At 69.0% G+C, this 18,768-nt stretch carries 18 protein-coding genes and 1 pseudogene; 6 read left to right on the top strand and 13 right to left on the bottom strand.

Features of this window, described 5'->3' with window-relative positions; genetic code table 11:
• The first annotated feature begins 31 nt into the window (after positions 1-31).
• Positions 32-826: a universal stress protein gene (locus tag PV646_RS26400; protein WP_500344874.1), complete on the top strand. Its 795-nt coding sequence runs from the start codon at positions 32-34 to the stop codon at positions 824-826.
• Here the strand turns inward: PV646_RS26400 and PV646_RS26395 are convergent.
• Positions 813-1,370, bottom strand: coding sequence for a YceI family protein (locus PV646_RS26395; protein ID WP_500344873.1), 558 nt, complete (start codon positions 1,368-1,370; stop codon positions 813-815). The genes PV646_RS26400 and PV646_RS26395 overlap by 14 nt on opposite strands.
• A gap of 94 nt (positions 1,371-1,464) precedes the next feature.
• Here PV646_RS26395 and PV646_RS26390 point away from each other — a divergent pair, with 94 nt between their 5' ends.
• Complete coding sequence (locus tag PV646_RS26390; RefSeq protein ID WP_500344872.1) at positions 1,465-1,998, top strand: MarR family winged helix-turn-helix transcriptional regulator; 534 nt, start codon at positions 1,465-1,467, stop codon at positions 1,996-1,998.
• Here the strand turns inward: PV646_RS26390 and PV646_RS26385 are convergent.
• Positions 1,903-2,847: a helix-turn-helix domain-containing protein gene (locus PV646_RS26385; protein ID WP_500344871.1), complete on the bottom strand. Its 945-nt coding sequence runs from the start codon at positions 2,845-2,847 to the stop codon at positions 1,903-1,905. The genes PV646_RS26390 and PV646_RS26385 overlap by 96 nt on opposite strands.
• A 71-nt stretch (positions 2,848-2,918) precedes the next feature.
• On the opposite strand from PV646_RS26385, the gene PV646_RS26380 reads away from it, so the two are divergent.
• A complete protein-coding gene (locus PV646_RS26380; RefSeq protein ID WP_500344870.1) occupies positions 2,919-3,068 on the top strand; it encodes a hypothetical protein in 150 nt (49 codons plus the stop codon).
• On the opposite strand, the gene PV646_RS26375 is transcribed toward PV646_RS26380, so the two are convergent.
• Positions 3,061-4,185, bottom strand: a complete 1,125-nt coding sequence (locus PV646_RS26375; protein ID WP_500344869.1) for a citrate/2-methylcitrate synthase — start codon at positions 4,183-4,185, stop codon at positions 3,061-3,063. The two genes, PV646_RS26380 and PV646_RS26375, sit on opposite strands and share 8 nt — an antisense overlap.
• A 42-nt stretch (positions 4,186-4,227) precedes the next feature.
• Here PV646_RS26375 and PV646_RS26370 point away from each other — a divergent pair, with 42 nt between their 5' ends.
• Positions 4,228-5,349, top strand: a complete 1,122-nt coding sequence (locus tag PV646_RS26370) for a citrate synthase (RefSeq protein WP_500344868.1) — start codon at positions 4,228-4,230, stop codon at positions 5,347-5,349.
• A 242-nt stretch (positions 5,350-5,591) separates the two neighbouring features.
• Here the strand turns inward: PV646_RS26370 and PV646_RS26365 are convergent, their stop codons facing one another.
• Positions 5,592-6,455 carry an alpha/beta fold hydrolase gene (locus tag PV646_RS26365; RefSeq protein WP_500344867.1) on the bottom strand — a complete coding sequence of 288 codons (864 nt, stop codon included), beginning with the start codon at positions 6,453-6,455 and terminating at the stop codon, positions 5,592-5,594.
• An 88-nt stretch (positions 6,456-6,543) separates the two neighbouring features.
• Between PV646_RS26365 and PV646_RS26360 the strand changes: the two genes are divergently transcribed.
• A complete protein-coding gene (locus PV646_RS26360) occupies positions 6,544-7,143 on the top strand; it encodes a TetR/AcrR family transcriptional regulator (RefSeq protein ID WP_500344866.1) in 600 nt (199 codons plus the stop codon).
• 59 nt (positions 7,144-7,202) lie between these two features.
• On the top strand, positions 7,203-8,300 hold the full coding sequence (locus PV646_RS26355; RefSeq protein WP_500344865.1) for an acyltransferase family protein: 1,098 nt from the start codon (positions 7,203-7,205) through the stop codon (positions 8,298-8,300).
• On the opposite strand, the gene PV646_RS26350 is transcribed toward PV646_RS26355, so the two are convergent.
• The 9 genes and pseudogenes from PV646_RS26350 to PV646_RS26310 all read right to left on the bottom strand — a co-directional run bounded on the left by PV646_RS26350 (position 8,263) and on the right by PV646_RS26310 (position 18,755).
• Positions 8,263-9,969 carry a 1-deoxy-D-xylulose-5-phosphate synthase gene (locus tag PV646_RS26350; protein WP_500344864.1) on the bottom strand — a complete coding sequence of 569 codons (1,707 nt, stop codon included), beginning with the start codon at positions 9,967-9,969 and terminating at the stop codon, positions 8,263-8,265. The two genes, PV646_RS26355 and PV646_RS26350, sit on opposite strands and share 38 nt — an antisense overlap.
• Entirely contained in the window at positions 9,959-10,900 is a 942-nt protein-coding gene (gene ispH / locus PV646_RS26345) for a 4-hydroxy-3-methylbut-2-enyl diphosphate reductase (RefSeq protein ID WP_500344863.1), read from the bottom strand. The genes PV646_RS26350 and ispH overlap by 11 nt, the downstream gene beginning before the upstream one ends.
• 16 nt (positions 10,901-10,916) lie before the next feature.
• On the bottom strand, positions 10,917-11,951 hold the full coding sequence (locus PV646_RS26340) for a family 2 encapsulin nanocompartment cargo protein polyprenyl transferase (RefSeq protein ID WP_500344862.1): 1,035 nt from the start codon (positions 11,949-11,951) through the stop codon (positions 10,917-10,919).
• Between the two features lie 14 nt (positions 11,952-11,965).
• A complete protein-coding gene (locus PV646_RS26335; protein ID WP_500344861.1) occupies positions 11,966-13,366 on the bottom strand; it encodes a family 2B encapsulin nanocompartment shell protein in 1,401 nt (466 codons plus the stop codon).
• Between the two features lie 21 nt (positions 13,367-13,387).
• Positions 13,388-14,389, bottom strand: coding sequence for a terpene synthase family protein (locus PV646_RS26330; RefSeq protein ID WP_500344860.1), 1,002 nt, complete (start codon positions 14,387-14,389; stop codon positions 13,388-13,390).
• Between the two features lie 19 nt (positions 14,390-14,408).
• A pseudogene (locus tag PV646_RS26325) lies at positions 14,409-15,449 on the bottom strand (terpene synthase family protein); the annotation flags it as partial.
• An 18-nt stretch (positions 15,450-15,467) separates the two neighbouring features.
• Positions 15,468-16,868: a family 2B encapsulin nanocompartment shell protein gene (locus PV646_RS26320; protein WP_500344859.1), complete on the bottom strand. Its 1,401-nt coding sequence runs from the start codon at positions 16,866-16,868 to the stop codon at positions 15,468-15,470.
• A gap of 412 nt (positions 16,869-17,280) precedes the next feature.
• Positions 17,281-17,751 carry a heme-degrading domain-containing protein gene (locus PV646_RS26315; RefSeq protein ID WP_500344858.1) on the bottom strand — a complete coding sequence of 157 codons (471 nt, stop codon included), beginning with the start codon at positions 17,749-17,751 and terminating at the stop codon, positions 17,281-17,283.
• A complete protein-coding gene (locus tag PV646_RS26310; RefSeq protein WP_500344857.1) occupies positions 17,748-18,755 on the bottom strand; it encodes a Gfo/Idh/MocA family oxidoreductase in 1,008 nt (335 codons plus the stop codon). The genes PV646_RS26315 and PV646_RS26310 overlap by 4 nt, the downstream gene beginning before the upstream one ends.
• Between the last annotated feature and the right edge of the window lie 13 nt (positions 18,756-18,768).

The following is an 18,768-nucleotide window of genomic DNA, read 5'->3' as shown; positions in this document are numbered from 1 at the left end:
TCACTGCGACGATCGGGCCTATTTTGGGATCATGAGCGGCCCTCCTGTCGTTGTTGGAGTCGACGGTTCCACGTCCGCGCTCGCCGCCGTGGCGTGGGCTGCGCGCGCGTGCATGCTGCACGGTGCGCCTTTGCGGCTGGTGCACGCCTACACGTTGCCGACGCGTGGGTACCCAGAGGTCATTTCATCGGCGCGTGAGCTGCGGTCGGCCATGTACGACCAAGGGCGGATGTGGCTTTCTCAGGCCGTTGCAGTCGCACAGGCCGAGGCGCCTGGTGTGCCCGTGGAGCACGACCTGCGCATGGAGCACCCCACGCCCGTGTTGATCGCGGAGTCTGCACGCGCACGAGAGGTGGTGGTGGGGTCGCACGGGCTGGGAGGGTTCACCGGAGCGTTGGTCGGCTCAACGGCCGTGGCGCTGTCGAATCACGGTGAGTGTCCCGTGGTGGTGGTGCGAGGAACGCAGAACGACGGGCCCGTGGTGGTGGGTGTCGATCTCTCGCCCGAGTCTGACCCGGCCATCGGCTTCGGGTTCCAGGAGGCGGCGGCGTCCGGGGTGCCGCTCGTGGCGGCGATGGCGCACGCCGACGAGCAGTCGCTGGACACGCGAATGTCCGGGTGGCTTCGGAAGTACCCGGACGTCGCGGTGGAACACGTGCTGGGGGAGCGGCCGATCCCGTTGCTGCTCGAACTCGGGCACCGGGCCGGACTGCTCGTGGTCGGGTCGCGGGGGCGTGGCGGATTCGCCGGGATGCTGCTCGGATCTACCTCGCAGGCCCTGATCTACCACGCCCCGTGCCCGGTGGCCGTCGTCAGGCCTGCTTGACCGCGGAGATCTCGAACTCGAGGACGACCTTCTCGCTGACCAGCACGCCACCGGTCTCCAGGGCGGCGTTCCAGGTGACGCCGTAGTCCTTGCGGTTGATGGTGTGCGAGCCCTCGAAGCCGACGCGGGTCTGGCCGTACGGGTCGACGGCCACGCCCTCGAAGGCGAACGGGATGGTGATGCTCTTGGTGACGCCCTTGATCGTCAGGTCACCGGTGATCTCGAAGTTGTCGTCGTCGACCTGCTTCGCGGAGGTCGAGACGAACGTGATCTCCGGGTGGGTCTCGGCGTCGAGGAAGTCGTTGGTGGCCAGGTGGCCGTCGCGCTGCGCGTTGCGGGTGTCGATGCTCGCGACCTTCAGGCTCACCGAGGCGGTGGTGTTCTCCGGCTTGTCACCGTCGATGGAGATCTTGCCGTCGAACTCGTTGAACGCACCGCGAACCTTGGTGACCATGGCGTGGCGAGCGACGAAGCCGATGCGGGAGTGCGAGCCGTCGATGACGTAGTCGCCGGTCAGAGCGGAGAGGTTGGTTGCCGTGGTCATGGTGTCAAGTCCTTCGGTTGCTCGATTTGGTTGAAGTGTCATCCACCTTGCCCGAACGTGGATGATGTGTCAACTATTCCCGTATGCTGAACCGGTGACACGATGGTTGGAACCTGAGCAACAGCAGGCGTGGCGTGCGTACGTCCGCATGCAGGGGGAGCTCAATGCGCATCTGAGCAGGCAAATGTCGGTCGATTCGGACATCTCGATGGCTGACTTCGCCGTGCTGGTGCAGCTCACCGACACGCGTGATGAACGCGTGCGCGTGTTGGAGCTTGCACGGTCGTTGCACTGGGAGAAGAGCCGCATCTCACATCACGTCGCACGGATGGAGAAGCGTGGCCTGGTGCGGAGGGAGAACTGCCGCAGTGACGGGCGCGGGTCGTTCGTCGTGCTGACGGACCTGGGCAGGTCGGCGATCGAAGCGGCCGCGCCCGCGCACGCCGAGACGGTGCGCGGGCTGGTGTTCGACCTGCTCACCGACGCCGAGGTCGTCGCGCTGCGGGAGATCTCCGAGAAGGTCTTCGAGCGCCTAACGACAGGAGAATGTGCGGCGGTAGTCGCTCGGTGCGATGCCGACGACCCGATGGAAGTGGTGCCGGAGGAGAGCGGCTGTCCCGAAGCCTGACCTGGTCGCGACCGCGTCGACGTCCAGATCGGTCTCCTCGAGCAGCCTGCGCGCGTGAAGCACCCGTTGGAGTGACAGCCACTTGTTCGGGGTGGTGCCGGTCTCCGCGGCGAACCTGCGCGCGAAAGTCCGCTCGGACATGACGGCGAGCTTCGCCATCGTCGCCACCGTGTGGTTGTCCGCGATCGTGTCGAGCACCCGTTCCAGCACCGGTTCCAGGCTGTCGGAGCTGCACTCCGGGATCGGGAGCTCCACGAACTGCCGCTGACCGCCGTCGCGCTGCGGCGCCACGACCATCCGGCGCGCGATCGTGTTGGCGATCTTGGTGCCGAGCTCTCGCCGCACGAGGTGCAGGCACGCGTCGATGCCCGCCGCCGTGCCGGCGCTGGTGATGATGTTGCCGTCGTCCACGAACAGCACGTCGGCGTCCAGTTGGGCCTTGGGGAAGCGCTCCCTGAACGTGCGCGCCTCGCGCCAGTGCGTCGTGCAGTGCCGGTCGTCGAGCAGGCCGGCCGCGCCGAGGATGAACGCCCCGCTGCACACGCTGAGCAGCGTCGCGTCGGTCTCGCGCAACGCCTTGACCAGCTTCTCCGGGTACTCGTCGCGCACGCGCGCGGCGGGCAGGGCGACCAGGTCGACGCTCTGCAGCGCGTCGAACCCGTGCTCCGGCGTGATGCTCACGCCGCGGATGCTCGTCGGCACCGGCTGGTTGGGGATCTCCCCGCACACCCGGAAGTCGACCAGTGGCACGCCCTCCTCGGTCCGGTCGATGCCGAACACCTCGCAGAGCAGGCCGAACTCGAACGGCGCGACGCCGTCGATGAGGGGAACCGCCACCGATCGCAGCATGGCAGGATTTTAGCGCACAGCGTCAGAGCTGCCACTGTTGGCGGGATGTTGACGACCGCAAACTTACTGACATGACTCTTGCAGCGATCGTCCTCGCAGTGGCCGCCCTCTCCGTCTGGCTCGACCGGCACCGTGACCGCACCGCCGGCCTGGCAGGCTCTTCCGACGTCACCGACCGCGACCGCAGCCGAGTGCGCAACGACCTGCGGTACCTCACCTGATCTGGGCGGACCTGATGACGGGTGCCGGTCCCGTGTAGCGGGCGACCGGTCGGATGATCTTCGTGTCCTCGGACTGTTCGAGCGCGTTGGCACACCATCCGACCACCCGGCTGCATGCGAACGTCGGCGTGAACATCTCGCGCGGGATGCCGCACTGCTCCATCACCACGCCGGCGTAGAACTCCACGTTCGCGTACAGCTGCCGGCCGGGCTTGAGCTCGGCCAGCAGCTCCGTGACCCGGCGCTCGACGGTGGCCGCGAACTCCGTGAGGCGGGTCGGCTGTTCCTGGGCGATGCCCTTGAGCAGGCGTGCCCGCGGGTCCTCGGTCTTGTAGACGGCGTGCCCGAAACCCATGATCCGATCGCCCTGCTCGATGCGCTCGCGCACCCAGGCGTCGATGTTGTCCGGCGTCCCGATGAGGTCGAGCGCCTCCAGCGCGCGGTCCGGCGCGCCACCGTGCAGCGGCCCGGAGAACGTGCCGATCGCCGCCGTCACCGCGGACACGACGTCCGCACCCGATGACGCCACCACGCGCGCGGTGAACGTCGACGCGTTGAAGCCGTGGTCGATCGTGGCGATCAAGTACTGCTCGACCGCACGACTCGTCCATGTCGACGGCTCCAGTCCGGTCAACATGTACAACCAGTTCGCCGACGTGGACAAATCAACCCTGGGGTTGACGGGATCAAGTCCGAGCTTGAGCCGGTGCAGTGCGGCGAGGATCGTCGGCGTCATCGCGCTGACCTTGAGCGCGTCCGCCTTCCGCGTGCTCATCGGCGCGTCCCACATCGGCTGCGACGGCAGCATCGAGAGCGCGGTCCGCAGTCCCGCCAGCGCCGTGCACCCCGACCGCGCGATGGCGGGCAGCACCTCGCTGATGACCGGCGGCAGCGTTCGCAGCGCCGCGGTCTCCTCGGCGAAGAGCGCGGCCTCGGCCGGGTCCGGCAGCCGGCCCTCCACGAACAGGAACCACACGTCCTCGAACGACCGGGTCGTGGCCAGTTCGATCGCGTCGTGCTCGCGGTAGTGGTAGTAGCCCGCGGCACCGTTCACGTCCCCGATCAGGGTCGTGGTGACGACGACGTCTTTAAGCCCTTTGGGTGCATCAATCAACATGGATGAAAGGCTCCGGCAACATGTCTTGTACAGTCAACGTTGATGGAATCAATGTTGACGACGAATCAAGCCGCCCGGCGCCTCGGCGTGAAACCGGCGACGGTGTACTCGTACGTCAGCCGCGGCCTCCTGACCAGCACCAAGGTGAACCGCCTGAGCATGTTCGGCGTCGCCGAGGTCGAAGCCCTGGCGCAGCGCACTGGTGCGCGCGGAGCAGTGGCCGCTGTGACGGATCGCATCCGCACCCGCATCTCCCTGCTGGAGAACGACCACCTGCACTACCGCGGCCGTTCCGTCCCCGGGCTGTCGAGCACCAAGCGCTTCGAGGACGTCGCGCACTGGCTGTGGACGGGCATCGACTCGGTCGGCATGCAGTTCCCCGAGGGCCAGGAGATCTGGATGGCCCTCCCGGAGAGCGCCACCCTGACCGACCGGGTCCGGGTGGCCGTGGCCCTCGCGAGCGCCGGCGACCCGTTGCGCTTCGACCTCGACCGGTCCATCACCACGGCCAAGGCGATCATCGCCGACATCGTCGAGTCCCTCCCGCTGCTGGGCAGGCCCGCGGGCACCGACATCGCCGACCGCCTCTGGGCCCGGCTCTCCCCGGACCCACCGCAGCCGGACCTGCTCAACGCCGCCCTGATCCTGCTGGCGGACCACGACCTGGCCATCTCGACGATGGCGGCCAGGGTCGCCGCCTCGGCCCACGCCCACCCGTACGCCGTCGTGTCCGCGGGCCTGGGCGCGATGGAGGGCCAGCGTCACGGAGCCGCCGCGACGATCGCGCACCGCTTCCTGGCCCAGGCCGCCACCGACCCGATGGGCGTCGTCGCCGAACACCTGAGGGCGGGCCAGCCGATCCCAGGCTTCGGCCACCGCGTCTACCGGTCCCGCGACCCGCGCGCCGACCACTTCCTGGCCCTGCTGCGCGCCCACGGCGACCTGGTGGTGGACAAGGTGATCGCGACCCAGTCGAAGACGTTCCCGAACATGGACCTGGCGCTGGCGCAGTTCAGCCTGATGTTCTCCATGCCGCCGACGGCGGGGGAGGCGATCTTCTCGATCGCCCGGATCGTGGGGTGGGTCGCGCACGCGATGGAGGAGTACAAGGAGCCTGGGCTGCGGTTCCGGACGATGGGTGTCTACACGGGCGACCGGCCCTAGTGGCGTGACTCAGAACGTCGGCGGCGAATCCGCGCCCAGCAGGGCGCCTCGTGGTGCCGCCCCCACGCCCCCGTACAACCAGTACGAGAACGTGGGGGCGGCACCACGAGACACCCGTCTGACCACGAATGCACCGGCAACGTTCTGAGCCACGCCACTAGCCCGGAACCGCGGACCGGCGGTCGAGGACGCCAGAGGCGCCAGACGACCCCCAGGACGCCTGGCACCTCGAGTTCATCCGCTCAGTCCGGCAGTTCGGCGTGGTCCTCGGCGAAGGCGAGGATCCGCGCGTTGGTGAGCTCGGGTTCCTCCAGGTTCAGCGCGTGGGTCCTCCCCGGCACGATCTCCGTGCGCACTCGCGGGACGAGGGACTCGACGCGCGCGGCGAGCTCCTGCGGGCCGATGACCGAGCGCCCGCCCAGGATGAAGTGGGCGGGCACGTCGATCGACCGCAGTTCGTCGTCGGTGAACACGTGCAGTGGAGCGATTTGGGCCTTGTACCTGATGCCGCGGAACAACAGCGGGCGCATCGTGTGGCGCACGGCGGGATCGCCCGCGCTGACCCGGCGCAGGATCGCGGCGGGCAGCAGCCAGCGGGACAGCTCGCCGAGGCTCCAGAGGACGAACCTCAGACCCGGTAGCCCGAACCCGCCCGGCTCGAAGGCGAGGACGCCGGTGATCCTGCCGGAGCGCCGCACGGCGTGGTTCAGCGCGAAGTAGGCGCCGCGCGAGATCCCGACGAGGTGGACCTTCTCGTGGCCGAGGCCCACGAGGACGTCGTCGAGCCAGTCCGCCTCGTCCTCGGTGTTCTCCAGAGGCCGGGTCTGGACCGAGTGTCCTGGTTCGCCCATCGTGTCGACGGCGTACACGGTGTGCTTCGCCGCCAGTTCGGCGACGAAGGAGTACCAGGACAGCGACGTTCCCAGGACGCCGTGCAGCAGGACGATCGGCACGCCGGTGCCGGTGCCGCTGCGCCGGACGCGGGTCGAGCCGAACCGCGTCTCCACGTCCAGTTCCTCCGCCGGAACCGGCCACTTCTCCAGGATCGCCGCATAGACGGCGAAGTACCGGTCCTGCGCCGTCTGGTCCTTGAACTTCCCGAGCATCACACCCCCAGATGTTTTTCCAATGCAGATGCAATGTAACAGCGTCCGCAGTGGTCGTCGACACCGGACGTTGTGACACAGTGATCACATGCCGAAACGCGTTGACCACGACGAGCGGCGGCGTGAGCTCGTGGAGGCGCTCTTCCGGATCGCTTCGACGCGAGGACTCCAGTCGGTGACGCTGCGCGCGGCCGCGGCGGAGGCGGGCGTGTCGATGTTCCAGATCCAGTACTACTTCCCGACCAAGGAGGAGATGCTGCGCTACGCCTGGCAGCGGATCACCGAACTGGGCGCCGAGCGTGCCGGGCAGGGCATCGCGGAGGCGCTGCGGACCGGCGACGAACGCGCCGTCATGAGGGCGTGCGTGCTCGGGGTCCTGCCGATGGACGAACGCAGCCGGATGTTGTGCGCGGTGCAGATCGCCTACTTCGCCCTGGACGTCACCCGTGGCGGCCCGGCACCGGACCAGCAGGCCATGCTGCCCCACCTCGTGGGTCTGCTCGCCGGGCAACTCGACCAAGCCCAGAAACGCGACCGGGTCCCCCCGCACCTCGACCCGCGGATGGAGGCCGACGCGCTCGCGATCATGACCGCGGGCCTCCTCAGTGCGATGCTGGTCGACGCCTACGACGTGGACCAGGCCACGCGGATCGTCGACTACCGGCTCGACCAGCTGTTCCCCGGCTAGCGACGTCCGCCCCGCTTGGCCGCTGGCATCTCCGCCGCGAGAAGCGGACCATGAAAACCATGAGATTGTCCGCTGTGGACAACCTGAAGGTGATCCTGGTGGCGTGGGTCATCGGCGGCCACGCGCTGCTGGGCTACGCCGCGATCGGTGGCTGGCCCTACGACGAGGTCAACGAGGTCACGTTCCACCCCGGCGTCGAGACGGTGCTGGCGGCGCTGGTCGGACCGTCCGGCCTGTTCTTCATGGGCACCTTCTACTTCATGGCCGGGATCTTCACGCCCGGTTCCCTCGAGCGCAAAGGGCGGCGGCGGTTCATCGCCGACCGGCTGGTCCGGCTCGGTGTGCCGTGGGTGGTCAGTGCTCTGGTGGTGTGGCCTACGTTCGTGTGGCTGGCCTACAGCGGGGCTGGGCGCGACGTCACGTGGTGGCAGGCGTTCACGGACCGGCGGCCGTTCCTGGACAGCGGGTCGCTGTGGTTCGTGGGCGTGTTGCTGATCTTCAGCATCGGGATCGCGCTGGCACCGCCCATCAAGGAGCGCGCCATCACGCCGCAGACCGTGGTGGGGATGACGTTGGTCGTGGCGGGGACGACGTTCCTGACCCGGCTGGTGTTCCCGGCGCGCAGCGGGCAGGTCGGGGACCTGCACCTGTGGTGGTGGCCGCAGTGTCTCGGGATGTTGCTGCTCGGCGCGATCGGCGGGCGCAAGCTCGCGGAGCGGGTGCCGGACGAGATCTACCGCATGACGCGCACCGTGGTCGTCGGGACCATCGCGGTGCTGCCGGCCGCGGCGGCGCTCATGGGGGTGCTGGACCTGGCCGAGAGCGCCGAGCCGTTCCTCGGCGGGTGGAGGTGGCAGGCCGCGACCCTCGCGCTCGTCGAGGGGATTCTGGTGGTGGCGGGGAGTGTGTGGCTCATCGGGCTGGCGCAGCGGCGGTTGACGCGCCAGGGGCCCTTCGCCGAGGGGCTGGCGCGGTCCGCCTACGTCGCGTTCGTCGTGCAGGGGCCGATCCTGCTCGCCCTCGCCACCGGACTGCGGCCGCTGGACCTTCCCGCCGAGGTGAAGGCACCGCTGGTCGGGGCGGGGGCGATCGGGTTGTCGTTCGCGATCGGCTGGTACGTCACTTCACGCCGAGGCGCTTCAGCACGCTCGTCGTGATGCCGGCGGCGTCCAGGCCGTGGGCGCGCAGGATGCGGGCGCGGGAGTCGTGCGGCAGGAAGCGCGGCGGCAGGGCGAAGGTCGCCACGCAGGTCGGGGTACCGGTCAGGGCCTGGCCGAGGCGTGCGCCCAGGGCTCCGGTCGACGTCGTGTCCTCCACGGCCAGGACCAGGCGGTGCTGGCCGCTGAACTTGACCAGGTGCGGGTCGAGGGGCGCGATCCAGCGCGGGTCCACGACGTTGACCCGGATGTCGTGCGAGGCCAGTTCCTCCGCCGCGGCCAGGCAGGGGCCGGCGAGCGGGCCCACGGAGATCAGGAGCACCTCGGCGTCCGGGACCTCCCGCAGCACGTCGAAGTGGCTCACGTGGCGCATCGCGGGCACGTCCGGGCCGAGCGCGGCCTTCGGGTAGCGCACGACAGTCGGGCCGTCTGAGACCTCCACCGCCTCGCGCAGCAGAGTGGCCAGGGAGGACGGGTCGCGTGGTGCGGCAAGGCGCAGACCCGGCACCACCGGCAGCACCGAGGCGTCCCACATGCCGTGGTGCGAGGCACCGTCCGGGCCCGTCACGCCCGCCCGGTCCAGCACGAACGTCACCGGGAGCCGATGCAGGGCCACGTCCATCAGCAACTGGTCGAAGGCCCTGGACAGGAACGTCGCGTAGACGGCGACGACCGGGTGCAGACCGCCCATCGCCATGCCGGCGGCGGACGTCACGGCGTGCTGCTCGGCGATGCCGACGTCGAACACGCGCGCCGGGAAGCGCTCGGCGAAGGGCCGCAGTCCCACGGGTTCGAGCATCGCGGCGGTCAGGCACACGACGTCCGGCCGGTCGGCGCCGATGGCCACGATCTCGTCCGAGAACGCGTCGGTCCAGGTCCGGCCACCGGCGGCACCGGACGCGCCGACCGCGTGCATGCGGTCGGCCTCGTCGGTCTCCGCCGCCTCGTACCCCTTGCCCTTCACGGTCTTGCAGTGCACGACGACCGGACGGCCGAGCGACTTGGCCTCCCACAGGGCGTTCTCGACGGCGTGCACGTCGTGCCCGTCGACCTCGCCGATGTACGCGAGACCCAGCGCCTCGAACAGCCCGCGAGCCGAGCCGTTGCCCAACGACGCCGCGAAACCGCCCGCGGTCGGGTCGTACGAGCGGCCGTTGTCGTTGAGCAGCACCACGACCGGGCGCGAGGAGCCGCCGATGTTGTTCAGCGCCTCCCAGCACATCCCACCCGTCAGCGCGCCGTCACCGACGATCGCGACGACCCGGCGGTCGGCCGCGGCCAGCTCGAACGCCTTGGCCAGACCGTCCGCATAGGACAGTGCGGTGGAGGCGTGCGAGTTCTCGACGACGTCGTGCGCGGACTCGGCCGCGGACGGGTAGCCGGACAGACCACCGGCCTGCCGCAACGAGTCGAAGTCCGAGCAACGCCCGGTCAGCATCTTGTGCACGTACGACTGGTGCCCGGTGTCGAACAGCACCACGTCGACGGGCGAGTTGAAGACCCGGTGCACGCCGATCGTCAGTTCGACGGCGCCCAGGTTCGGGCCGAGGTGGCCACCGGTCCGGTGCACCTTGGAGATCAGGAACGACCGGATCTCCGCGGCCAGCGCGCACAGTTCGGAGGACGAGAGCGCTCGCACGTCCGCGGGCGAGGTGATGTCAGCCAGCACGGCGCACCGCCAACGGCAGCGTGAAGGAGATCGTCTCCGTCGCGGTCGTGTGCGTCGACACCGTCACGGATCCCAACGCCTCCAAGGCAGCCACGACCTCGTCCACGAGTTCGGGAGGCGCGGAGGCGCCCGCCGACAGCCCCACGGACGACACACCCGACAGCCACTCCGGGTCGATCTCCGAGGCGTCGTCGATCAGGTACGCCGGCGTGCCGGCACGGGCCGCGAGCTCGACCATCCGCACCGAGTTGGACGAGTTCTTCGAGCCCACCACCAGCACCAGGTCGGACTGCGCGGCGACCTCGCGGACGGCGATCTGCCGGTTCGTGGTGGCGTAGCAGATGTCGTCCGAACCGGGGCCGCGCACGTGCGGGAACTTCCGCTCCAGCGCCTCGACCACCTCCGCCGTCTCGTCGACTGCCAGCGTCGTCTGCGTCAGGTACGACACCGGGCCGGTGATCTCCAGCGCGAGAACGTCCTCCACGGTCTCCACGAGCACCATCTGGTCGGGGGCCTCGCCCAGCGTGCCCTCGACCTCCTCGTGCCCGGCGTGCCCGATCATCACGATGGTGTCGCCGCGTTCGGCGAAACGCCTCGCCTCGGCGTGCACCTTCGTGACCAGGGGACAGGTCGCGTCCAGCACGTCCAGGTCCCGGAGACGGGCCTCGGCGCGGACGACGGGGGAGACGCCGTGCGCGGAGAAGACCGCCGTGGCACCGAAAGGCACCTCGGACAGCTCCTCCACGAACACGGCGCCACGAGCCTCCAGCGAGCGCACGACGTGGACGTTGTGCACGATCTGCTTGCGCACGTAGACGGGGCCGCCACGCTGGTCGAGCAGTCGTTCCACGATCTCGATGGCGCGCTCCACCCCGGCGCAGAACGACCGGGGTGAGGCGAGCAGCACCGAACGCGGCGGATGTTCCGTCATCTACTGCCTTCCAGACTCAGTGGTCTCGGTGGGTGACGAGCTGGGCGAGCGTGCCGAGCTCCACCGCCGCACGCGCGGTCGGGGAGGCCTCGCCGAGATGGACCAGCGCCTGCGTGTGCAGTTCGTCGGCCTGCGTCTGGCTCCACGCGCGACCACCGGCCAGATCGACCAGGTGTGCCGCCCGCGCAAGCGTTTCCGCGTTCATCTCCTGCTCGCCGAAGTACAACGACGCCAGCTCGGCTGAGGCCGGGACTCCCGCGGTCAGGGCACGCACGACCGGCAGGGACTTCTTGCGGCTCACCAGGTCCGTCTGCGCGACCTTGCCCGTCACCGCCGGGTCGCCCCAGATGCCGAGCAGGTCGTCCACGTGCTGGAACGCCAGCCCCAGCTCGGCGCCGTACCCGCGCATCGCCTCGACCTGCCGGTCGGACCCGCCGCCGTACAGCGCGCCCAGCGCCGTCGAGGCTCCCAGCAGCGCGCCCGTCTTGCCGCGCGCCATCCGTTCCACCTCGAACACCTGGACGTCGGATCGCGTCTCGAAGTCCAGGTCGTCCGCCTGGCCTTCGAGCAACGCCACGGTGGCGTCACCCAGCGTCCGGATCGCCTCCAGCGCCCGCGGATGGCCTGATCCCGCGAGGACGTCCACGGCCAGCGCCTGCAACGCGTCACCGGCCAGGATCGCCGCGTTGACGCCGAACACGGTCCACGCCGTGGCCCGGTGGCGCCGGGTCGGGTCGCGGTCCATCACGTCGTCGTGCAGCAACGAGAAGTTGTGGATCAGTTCCACCGCGACCGCCGCCGGCACAGCGGCGGAGGCGGTGCCGCCGACGGCCTCGGCCGCCAGCAGCACCAACGCGGGACGGATCGCCTTGCCGCCGTTCTCCAGCACCGGGTTGCCGTACTCGTCGCGCCACCCGTGGTGGTACTCCGCGATCGCGCGCATCGACGGCGGCAGCTGCTCGACGGCCTTGCGCAGAGCCGGGAGCACGAGGCTCCGGCTCCACGCGAGGACCTCGCCGGACGGTCTTCCGGCGGCCAGGGTCTCGGTCATCTCCGCTGTCATGGCTAGAGACCGATCTCCACGTTCTCCAGCACGCCCAGCGCGTCCGGCACCAGCACGGCGGCCGAGTAGTACGTCGACACCAGGTACTTGAGCATCGCGTGCTCGTCGATGCCCATGAACCGCACGTTCAGGCCGGGCTCGTACTCGTCCGGGATGCCGGTCTGGCGCAGGCCCACGACGCCCTGCTTCTCCTCGCCGAGCCGCATGGCGATGATCGACGTGGTGCCGTTCTTGTTGACCGGGATCTTGTCGCACGGCGCGATCGGGATGCCGCGCCACGACTGCAGCTGCTTGCCCTCGACCTCGACGGTCGGCACGACCAGGCCGCGGCTGTTGAGCTGCCGGCCGAACGCGGCGATCGCCTTGGGGTGGGCCAGGATCAGCTTCGTGTTGCGGCGCCGCGAGATCAGCTCGTCCATGTCGTCCGGCGTCACCGGGCCGGAGCCGGTGCTGACCCGCTGCCTGAGGTCGGCGTTGGCGAGCAGGCCGAACTCCTTGTTGTTGACGAGCTCGTGCTCCTGCCGCTCGCGCAGGGCCTCGATCGTCAGGCGCAACTGGTGCTCGACCTGGTCCATCGGCTGGCTGTAGAGGTCGGCGACCCGCGTGTGGACGCGCACGATCGTCTGCGCCACGCTCAGTTCGTACTCACGGGGCCGCAGCTCGTAGTCGACGAACGTGCTGGGCAGCATCGGCTCGCCGTCGTGGCCGGACGAGATGTCGATCTCGGCCTCGCCGTGCTTGTTCGACGCGTTCGTCGGGTTCGCCAGCTGCTGCGCGATGTGCTCGCGCAACGGCTCGATCTGCCCGTTGAGCTGTGCGAAGGCGGCCCGGGACAGCACCACGGCCGTCGTCGGCGTCAACGCCCGCGCGGTGAAGCTCCACTCCTTGCCGGCACCGGAGAGCACCGGCTCGTCACCGATGTACTCGCCGTCCGCGATCGTGCCCAGCGCCACGTCGTCGCCGTACTCGCCGCGACCGGTCTTCGTGACCTTGCCGTGCGCGATCACGATGATCTCGTCGACGGACGTGCCGCGTTGCGCGATCACCTCGCCCGGCTGGTACTCGCGCTGCTCGAAGCGGTTCGCGACGGCGGTGAGCGCCGCCTCGTCCTCGAACCCGCGCAGCAGCACGAACTCCGCCAGCTCCTGCGGCACGATCCGCACCTCGGACCCCACGGCGGTGAAGGTGACCCGGCCGTCACCGATGGCGAACGTGAGCCGCCGGTTGACGCGGTAGGCCCCACCCTTGGCCTCGACCCAGGGCAGCATGCGCAGCAGCCACCGCGGCGAGATGCCCTGCATCTGCGGCGCGGACTTGGTGGTCGTGGCGAGGTTGCGGGCGGCTGCCCGGGAAAGGCTCAGCTGCTTGTCCTCGACCCCGAGACCCGGATCGGTAACAGTCACTGCGAATCCTGCCAATCTGCTTTAGCGAACGAGAACTGCGGCGGTGCCGAGTCCGGTCGGACGGTGGAACGATGTCCGGGTGGGGGCCGGGGAGAAGCTGAATCTCTCGGATCTCCGAGTCCAGAGCAGTTCGCCGGCGAGCCACGACTTCAGCGCTTCGGCGTACCGGTGCAGCCCGGCCTTGGTCTCCGCGTCGAGGCCGTACTCGTCGGCGAGCGACGGCAGCTCACCGAGGATCGAGCCGATCTGCCGCAGCCTGGCCGCGATCAGGTCGGCCACGATCGACACGGCCTGCTGCTGCTCACAGGCGAAGAACTGCTGCACGGCGAGCACCGCGCTGGTCGTGCTGGCACCGGTGGCGTAGGTGTGGTCGAAGCCGACGATCTCCTGTCGCAACGCGGGAACGTCGCCGAACGAGTCGACCAGGGCCCGCATCGTGCTGTTGCGCAACAACTCCTCGGGCAACTCCGCGCCGACGGACTTGCGCGCGAGCTTCGCGGACAGCTCCGTGGCGATCGACCGGCGCCGCATCTCCACCAGGTCGATCGGGTCGGGCACGCGGCCCTGCGCGGTGTTGTGCAGCTCCCACAGCAACGCGTCGAAGAACTCGGCGAGGTGCTCGGAGTCCTCGCTGTCCAGAGTGGACCGCGAGACGAGGTCGGAGAGCCCCTTCTCGGCGGGGTTCATCGGCGCCGACCCGCTCAGCACCGACTTCAGCCCCGCCACGAACGCCCTGCCGCCCGCGACGTTGCGCGAGCGGAGGAAGGACTGGAACGCGTCGGTGACGTAGAAGCCCCACGTGTGCCAGTCGTTGATGTGCTTCAGGTCCTCGAGCGTCGCCGTCGGGTGGGTCAGCGGGCCGAAACCGCCGAAGTCCGCGGCGTCGTAGAGCGCCTCGGTCCACGGCGCGCCAGCGAGCATGCCCATGTCCCGCACCCACGTCTTGGTGTGCAGCCGGACCTTGTCGACGTGCGGCGAAAGCCTTGCCGCGAACGGCATGTCGAACGAGGGGATCTCAACCACGAGGAACCCCCAGCCACGCCGCGGACGTGCCCAGGCCGGTCGGCCCGCGCAGGATCGTGCGGAAGAACGCGGAGTTGCCCGCGCCGCTGCCTTCGACCTTCGTGTAGCGGCCGGCGTGCAGGTGCCACTCGTGGCCACCGGACTGCCAGTCCTGCAGCCCCTTCACGTACTTGAGCACGCGCGCCTGTTCCTCCGGGCCCAGCGCGTTCTCCGCGAAGAGCTGGGGCAACTCGGTGAAGACGGTGTTCTCGAACTGGTGCAGCCGCGAGGTCAGCAGGGTGTTCACCGCCTCGACGGCGGTCTGCGTGTCGTGGCCGAAGAACTTCTCGAACACGAGCACGCCGTTGGAGTTCTCACCCTCCCGCAACACCTCCCGTTCGTACGAGAAGATGTCGTTGCGCAGGTGGATCGCGTCGGAGAACGTGTCCGACAGCACCCGCAGCGGGCGGGTGCCCGCGACGGACGCGGGCACCTCGGCTGCTTCGGAGACCTCCACCAGGTTCGCCGACCACGGTGCGCCGCCCACCTTGCGGCGCATCTCGATGTACTCGATCGGGTTGGCGACCGTGCCGCTCTCGATGTTCTTGATCTCCCACATGCACTCGAGCAGCAGGTTGTGGGTGCTCGTGGTGAACCGGCGCCGCCAGTCCTGCGACATCAGCGGAATGGTCCGCTGCCACAGGTCGACGAGGCCGCGCTCGGTCGGGTTGACGGGTTCCGGCCACGGGTCCGTGCCGTTGAGGGGCATGAACGCCGGCAGCCGGTCGAGATACGCCTTCGCTCCCGACACGTCCTTGCTCTGCTTGAACTCCGCGAAGAACTCGTCGTCGAAGTAGAAGACCCAGACGTACCAGTCCGTGATGAGGTCGAGGATCTCCGCGGGCGCGTCCGGATGGGTCCACGCGCACATGAACCCGTAGTCGTCGCCCGCGAGGACCTCGTCGGTCCACACCCCGGTGTCGAGCATCCCCATGTCCCGCGCCCACCGCGTCGAGTGGGCGCGGGCGCGTTCGAGGTGCGGGTTCATCCGCGCCGGGTGCGGCACGTAGAACTCCGGCATGGTGAAGGAGGCCAAGACCTATCCCTCGCGGCCGAGCTCGACGTGCTCCAGCACGCCGATCGCGTCCGGCACCATGATGGCGGCCGAGTAGTAGGCGCTGACCAGGTAGTTGATGATCGCCTGGTCGTTGATGCCCATGAACCGCACCGACAGACCCGGCTGGTACTCGTCCGGGATGCCGGTCTGGTGCAGGCCGATGACGCCCTGGTTCTGCTCGCCGGTGCGGATCAGCATCACCGACGACGTGCGGGTGTCGGAGACCGGGATCTTGTTGCACGGCAGCACGGGGATGCCGCGCCAGGCCGGCACCTGCTGGCCGTTGAAGTCGATGTGCTGGGGGTACAGGCCGCGCTTGTTGAGCTCACGGCCGAACGCGGCGATCGTGCGCGGGTGCGCGAGGAAATAACCGGGGTCCTTCCACACGATCGACAGCAGCTCGTCGAAGTCGTCCGGGGTGGGCGGGCCGGACCGGGTGTGGATGCGCTGCTTGAGATCGGCGTTGTGCAGCAGGCCGAACGACCTGTTGTTGACGATCTCGTGCTCCTGGCGCTCGCGCAGGGCCTCGATCGTGAGCCGCAACTGCTGCTCGACCTGGTCCATCGGGTGGTTGTAGAGGTCCGCGACCCGGCTGTGGACCTGCAGCACGGTCTGAGCGACGCTCAGCTCGTACTCGCGCGGGGACTGCTCGTAGTCGACGAACGTGCCGGGCAGCACCGGCTCGCCGTCGTGGCCGGACGACAGCCCGATCTCGGCCTCGCCGTGCTCGTCCTGCGGCTTGTTGCGGCTGTTGAACGTCTGCTGGATGTGTGCGCGCAGGCCGCCCGCTTCCCCGTTGAGCGCCTGGAAGTCGTTCCACGACAGGGTCAGCACGGTGACCGGGGTGACGGCCTTGGCCGTGTACTCCCACTCGCCCTGTGGTCCCGCCAGCACGGACTCGCCGAAGTACTGGCCGTCCGCGAGGTTGCCGAGCACGGTGTCGCCGCCGTACTCGCCGGTGCCGATCTTGTCGACCTTGCCGTGCGCGATCAGCACGACGGTGTCCTGCGGGCGGCCCTTCTCGACGATGACGTCGCCGATGCCGAACTCCTGCTGCCGGAAGCGACCGGCGAGCGCGGCGAGGACCTCCTCGTCGTCGAAGCCCTTCAGCAGCGCCAGCTCGGTGAGCTCCTGCGGCACCACGCGGATCTCCGCGCCGATGTTGGTGAACGACACACGGCCATCGCCCAGCGTGTAGGTGAGACGGCGGTTGACGCGGTACGCACCACCAGCGGCCTGCACCCAGGGCAACACCTTGAGCAGCCAGCGGGAAGTGATTCCCTGCATCTGCGGGACGGACTTGGTGGTCGTGGCCAGATTACGCGCGGCGGCCGTGCCCAAACTCAGCTGCTGACGGCCCTCATTGAGGTCAGAATCCGTCACAGTCACAACCTGCACCCACCCATCTCAATGCGCTAATGGACCAATCCGATAAGCCGGAACGGACGTTAGTTCGCGCTGTTAAGAGCTGTGAAGAGGCCAAAAAGGCGACATTCGGGTGGGTGGTTTAGGCCTGTCGATGCTACAGAGCGTACAACTGGCGCACTACGCAACGGCCGTTGTATCGGCAGGTGGGTGATCGGGAGCTATTCGAACGAGTATGGAATAGGGCACTCGTTTGGCCCAGTAAGATCACTCTTTCGAGCGCACGGGAGTGCCTTGTCCGGATGTTATAAGACACCACTCCGAGTGGGTCGAAAATCCACTCGAAGTGGTGTGTGTCAATACAATGTTGCGCCTCTTGGTGATGCTGGTGAGTCGCAGCTTGATTTTGTATCGACGGCTATTCGTGCTATTACGCCTCGGGGTCGTTCAGGAATGATTCCAGCTGGGTGACGACGAACGCGTGGTCCTCGGCCTGGGGCAGTCCGGAGACGCCGACGGTGCCGACCGGGCCGGTCCCGCGCAGGATGACCGGGAAGACCCCGCCGTGCGCCGCGTACAGGTCCGGATCGAGGCGTGACTCCGCCTCGAACGTCGTGCCCTTCTCGCGGAACTCCGTGCCGACCAGGAACGAGCTGTGGCCGAACAGCTCGACGACGCGGGCCTTGCGCTCCAGCCACCGGTCGTTGTCCGGCGCGGTGCCGGGCAGTGAGGCGTGGAAGAGGCGGTGCCCGTTCCGCCGCACCGAGATCGCGATCGGCAGGCCCTGCTCGCGGGCCGCGTCGAGCAGGTGCAGGCCGAGCTCGATCGCGACGTCGTTGCCGAAGCGGTCGAACTGGAGCCGCCGCTCCTGGGCGAGCAGTTCTTCACTGGTAGGGCTCACAGGGACACCACCCGGTTCTCGTGTGCGGAAAGGAAAGCGGCCTCGATGACCCGCAGCGCGTGCACGGCGCCGGCGGGGTCGACGGGGACGCGGCCGGCCTGCAGTTCAGCGTAGAAGTCCTGGTACGCGCCGGGTTCGACGGCGACCTCGGTCGTCTCGCCGAGCACGCCGAGCCGTCCGGTGCGGTCCTCGTGACCCCAGCCGGGATCGGTCGGGCGGCGGCCCGCGTCGAGGGCGTCCTCCTGTTCGTCCAGGCCGCCGATCTCGAACGCGCCCTCGCTGCCGAGCAGGCGGAACCGCGGCCCGTAGTGGGCGGCGTGCGCGTTGGCCCACAGGTGGGAGCGGACGCCGTTCTCGTGCGTCAACGCCACGAACACGTCGTCGTCCACCTGGGCGCCGGGACGGCGGCGGTCGAGTTCCGCGTAGACGGTCCGCACCGGCCCGAACAGCTGCAACGCCTGGTCGACGAGGTGCGCGCCGAGGTCGTAGAGCAGGCCGCCGGCCTCCTCGGGCGCGCCGGACTCACGCCAGTTGTCCCAGATCTCCGGCACCCAGCGCTCGAAGCGGGACTCGAACCGCCGGACCTCGCCCAGCTGACCGACGATCTCGCGCACGGTCAGGAAGTCGCTGTCCCAGCGGCGGTTCTGGAACACCGTCAGGGGTACCCCGGCGGCCTGCGCGGCGGCCACGAGTCCGGCGGCTTCGGCGGACGTCGGCGCGAACGGCTTGTCGACGACGACCGCGACACCCTTGGTGATGGCCCGCTTCGCGTACTCGACGTGCGTCTTGTTCGGGGTGGCCACGACGACCAGGTCGAGGTCCAGGTCGAACAGCTCGTCGGCGGTGACGATCTTCGCCTCCGGGTGCGCGGCACGGGCCTGCGCCTGCCGCTCCGGGTTCGCCGTCACGATCGCGACGAGGTCCATGCCCTCCGTGGAGGTGATCAGAGGGGCGTGGAAGACCCGCCCCGCGATGCCGTAGCCCAGAAGTCCGACTCGAGTCATGCTTCCGATTAAA

It is taken from the genome of Streptomyces sp. ID05-26A (assembly GCF_033794685.1).
Classification (GTDB): Bacteria; Actinomycetota; Actinomycetes; order Mycobacteriales; family Pseudonocardiaceae; genus Lentzea.
This window is presented reverse-complemented; position numbering and strand designations above follow the sequence as displayed.

What these genes read in the sequence shown, in the direction of transcription:
- PV646_RS26380 (WP_500344870.1), top strand. Translation starts at nt 2,919, where the DNA reads ATGACTCTTGCAGCGATCGTCCTCGCAGTGGCCGCCCTCTCCGTCTGG.
- ispH (WP_500344863.1), bottom strand. Translation starts at nt 10,900, where the DNA reads ATGACGGAACATCCGCCGCGTTCGGTGCTGCTCGCCTCACCCCGGTCG.
- PV646_RS26355 (WP_500344865.1), top strand. Translation starts at nt 7,203, where the DNA reads ATGAGATTGTCCGCTGTGGACAACCTGAAGGTGATCCTGGTGGCGTGG.
- PV646_RS26370 (WP_500344868.1), top strand. Translation starts at nt 4,228, where the DNA reads ATGGAATCAATGTTGACGACGAATCAAGCCGCCCGGCGCCTCGGCGTG.
- PV646_RS26400 (WP_500344874.1), top strand. Translation starts at nt 32, where the DNA reads ATGAGCGGCCCTCCTGTCGTTGTTGGAGTCGACGGTTCCACGTCCGCG.
- PV646_RS26340 (WP_500344862.1), bottom strand. Translation starts at nt 11,951, where the DNA reads ATGACCGAGACCCTGGCCGCCGGAAGACCGTCCGGCGAGGTCCTCGCG.
- PV646_RS26375 (WP_500344869.1), bottom strand. Translation starts at nt 4,185, where the DNA reads ATGTTGATTGATGCACCCAAAGGGCTTAAAGACGTCGTCGTCACCACG.
- PV646_RS26360 (WP_500344866.1), top strand. Translation starts at nt 6,544, where the DNA reads ATGCCGAAACGCGTTGACCACGACGAGCGGCGGCGTGAGCTCGTGGAG.
- PV646_RS26365 (WP_500344867.1), bottom strand. Translation starts at nt 6,455, where the DNA reads ATGCTCGGGAAGTTCAAGGACCAGACGGCGCAGGACCGGTACTTCGCC.
- PV646_RS26385 (WP_500344871.1), bottom strand. Translation starts at nt 2,847, where the DNA reads ATGCTGCGATCGGTGGCGGTTCCCCTCATCGACGGCGTCGCGCCGTTC.
- PV646_RS26310 (WP_500344857.1), bottom strand. Translation starts at nt 18,755, where the DNA reads ATGACTCGAGTCGGACTTCTGGGCTACGGCATCGCGGGGCGGGTCTTC.
- PV646_RS26395 (WP_500344873.1), bottom strand. Translation starts at nt 1,370, where the DNA reads ATGACCACGGCAACCAACCTCTCCGCTCTGACCGGCGACTACGTCATC.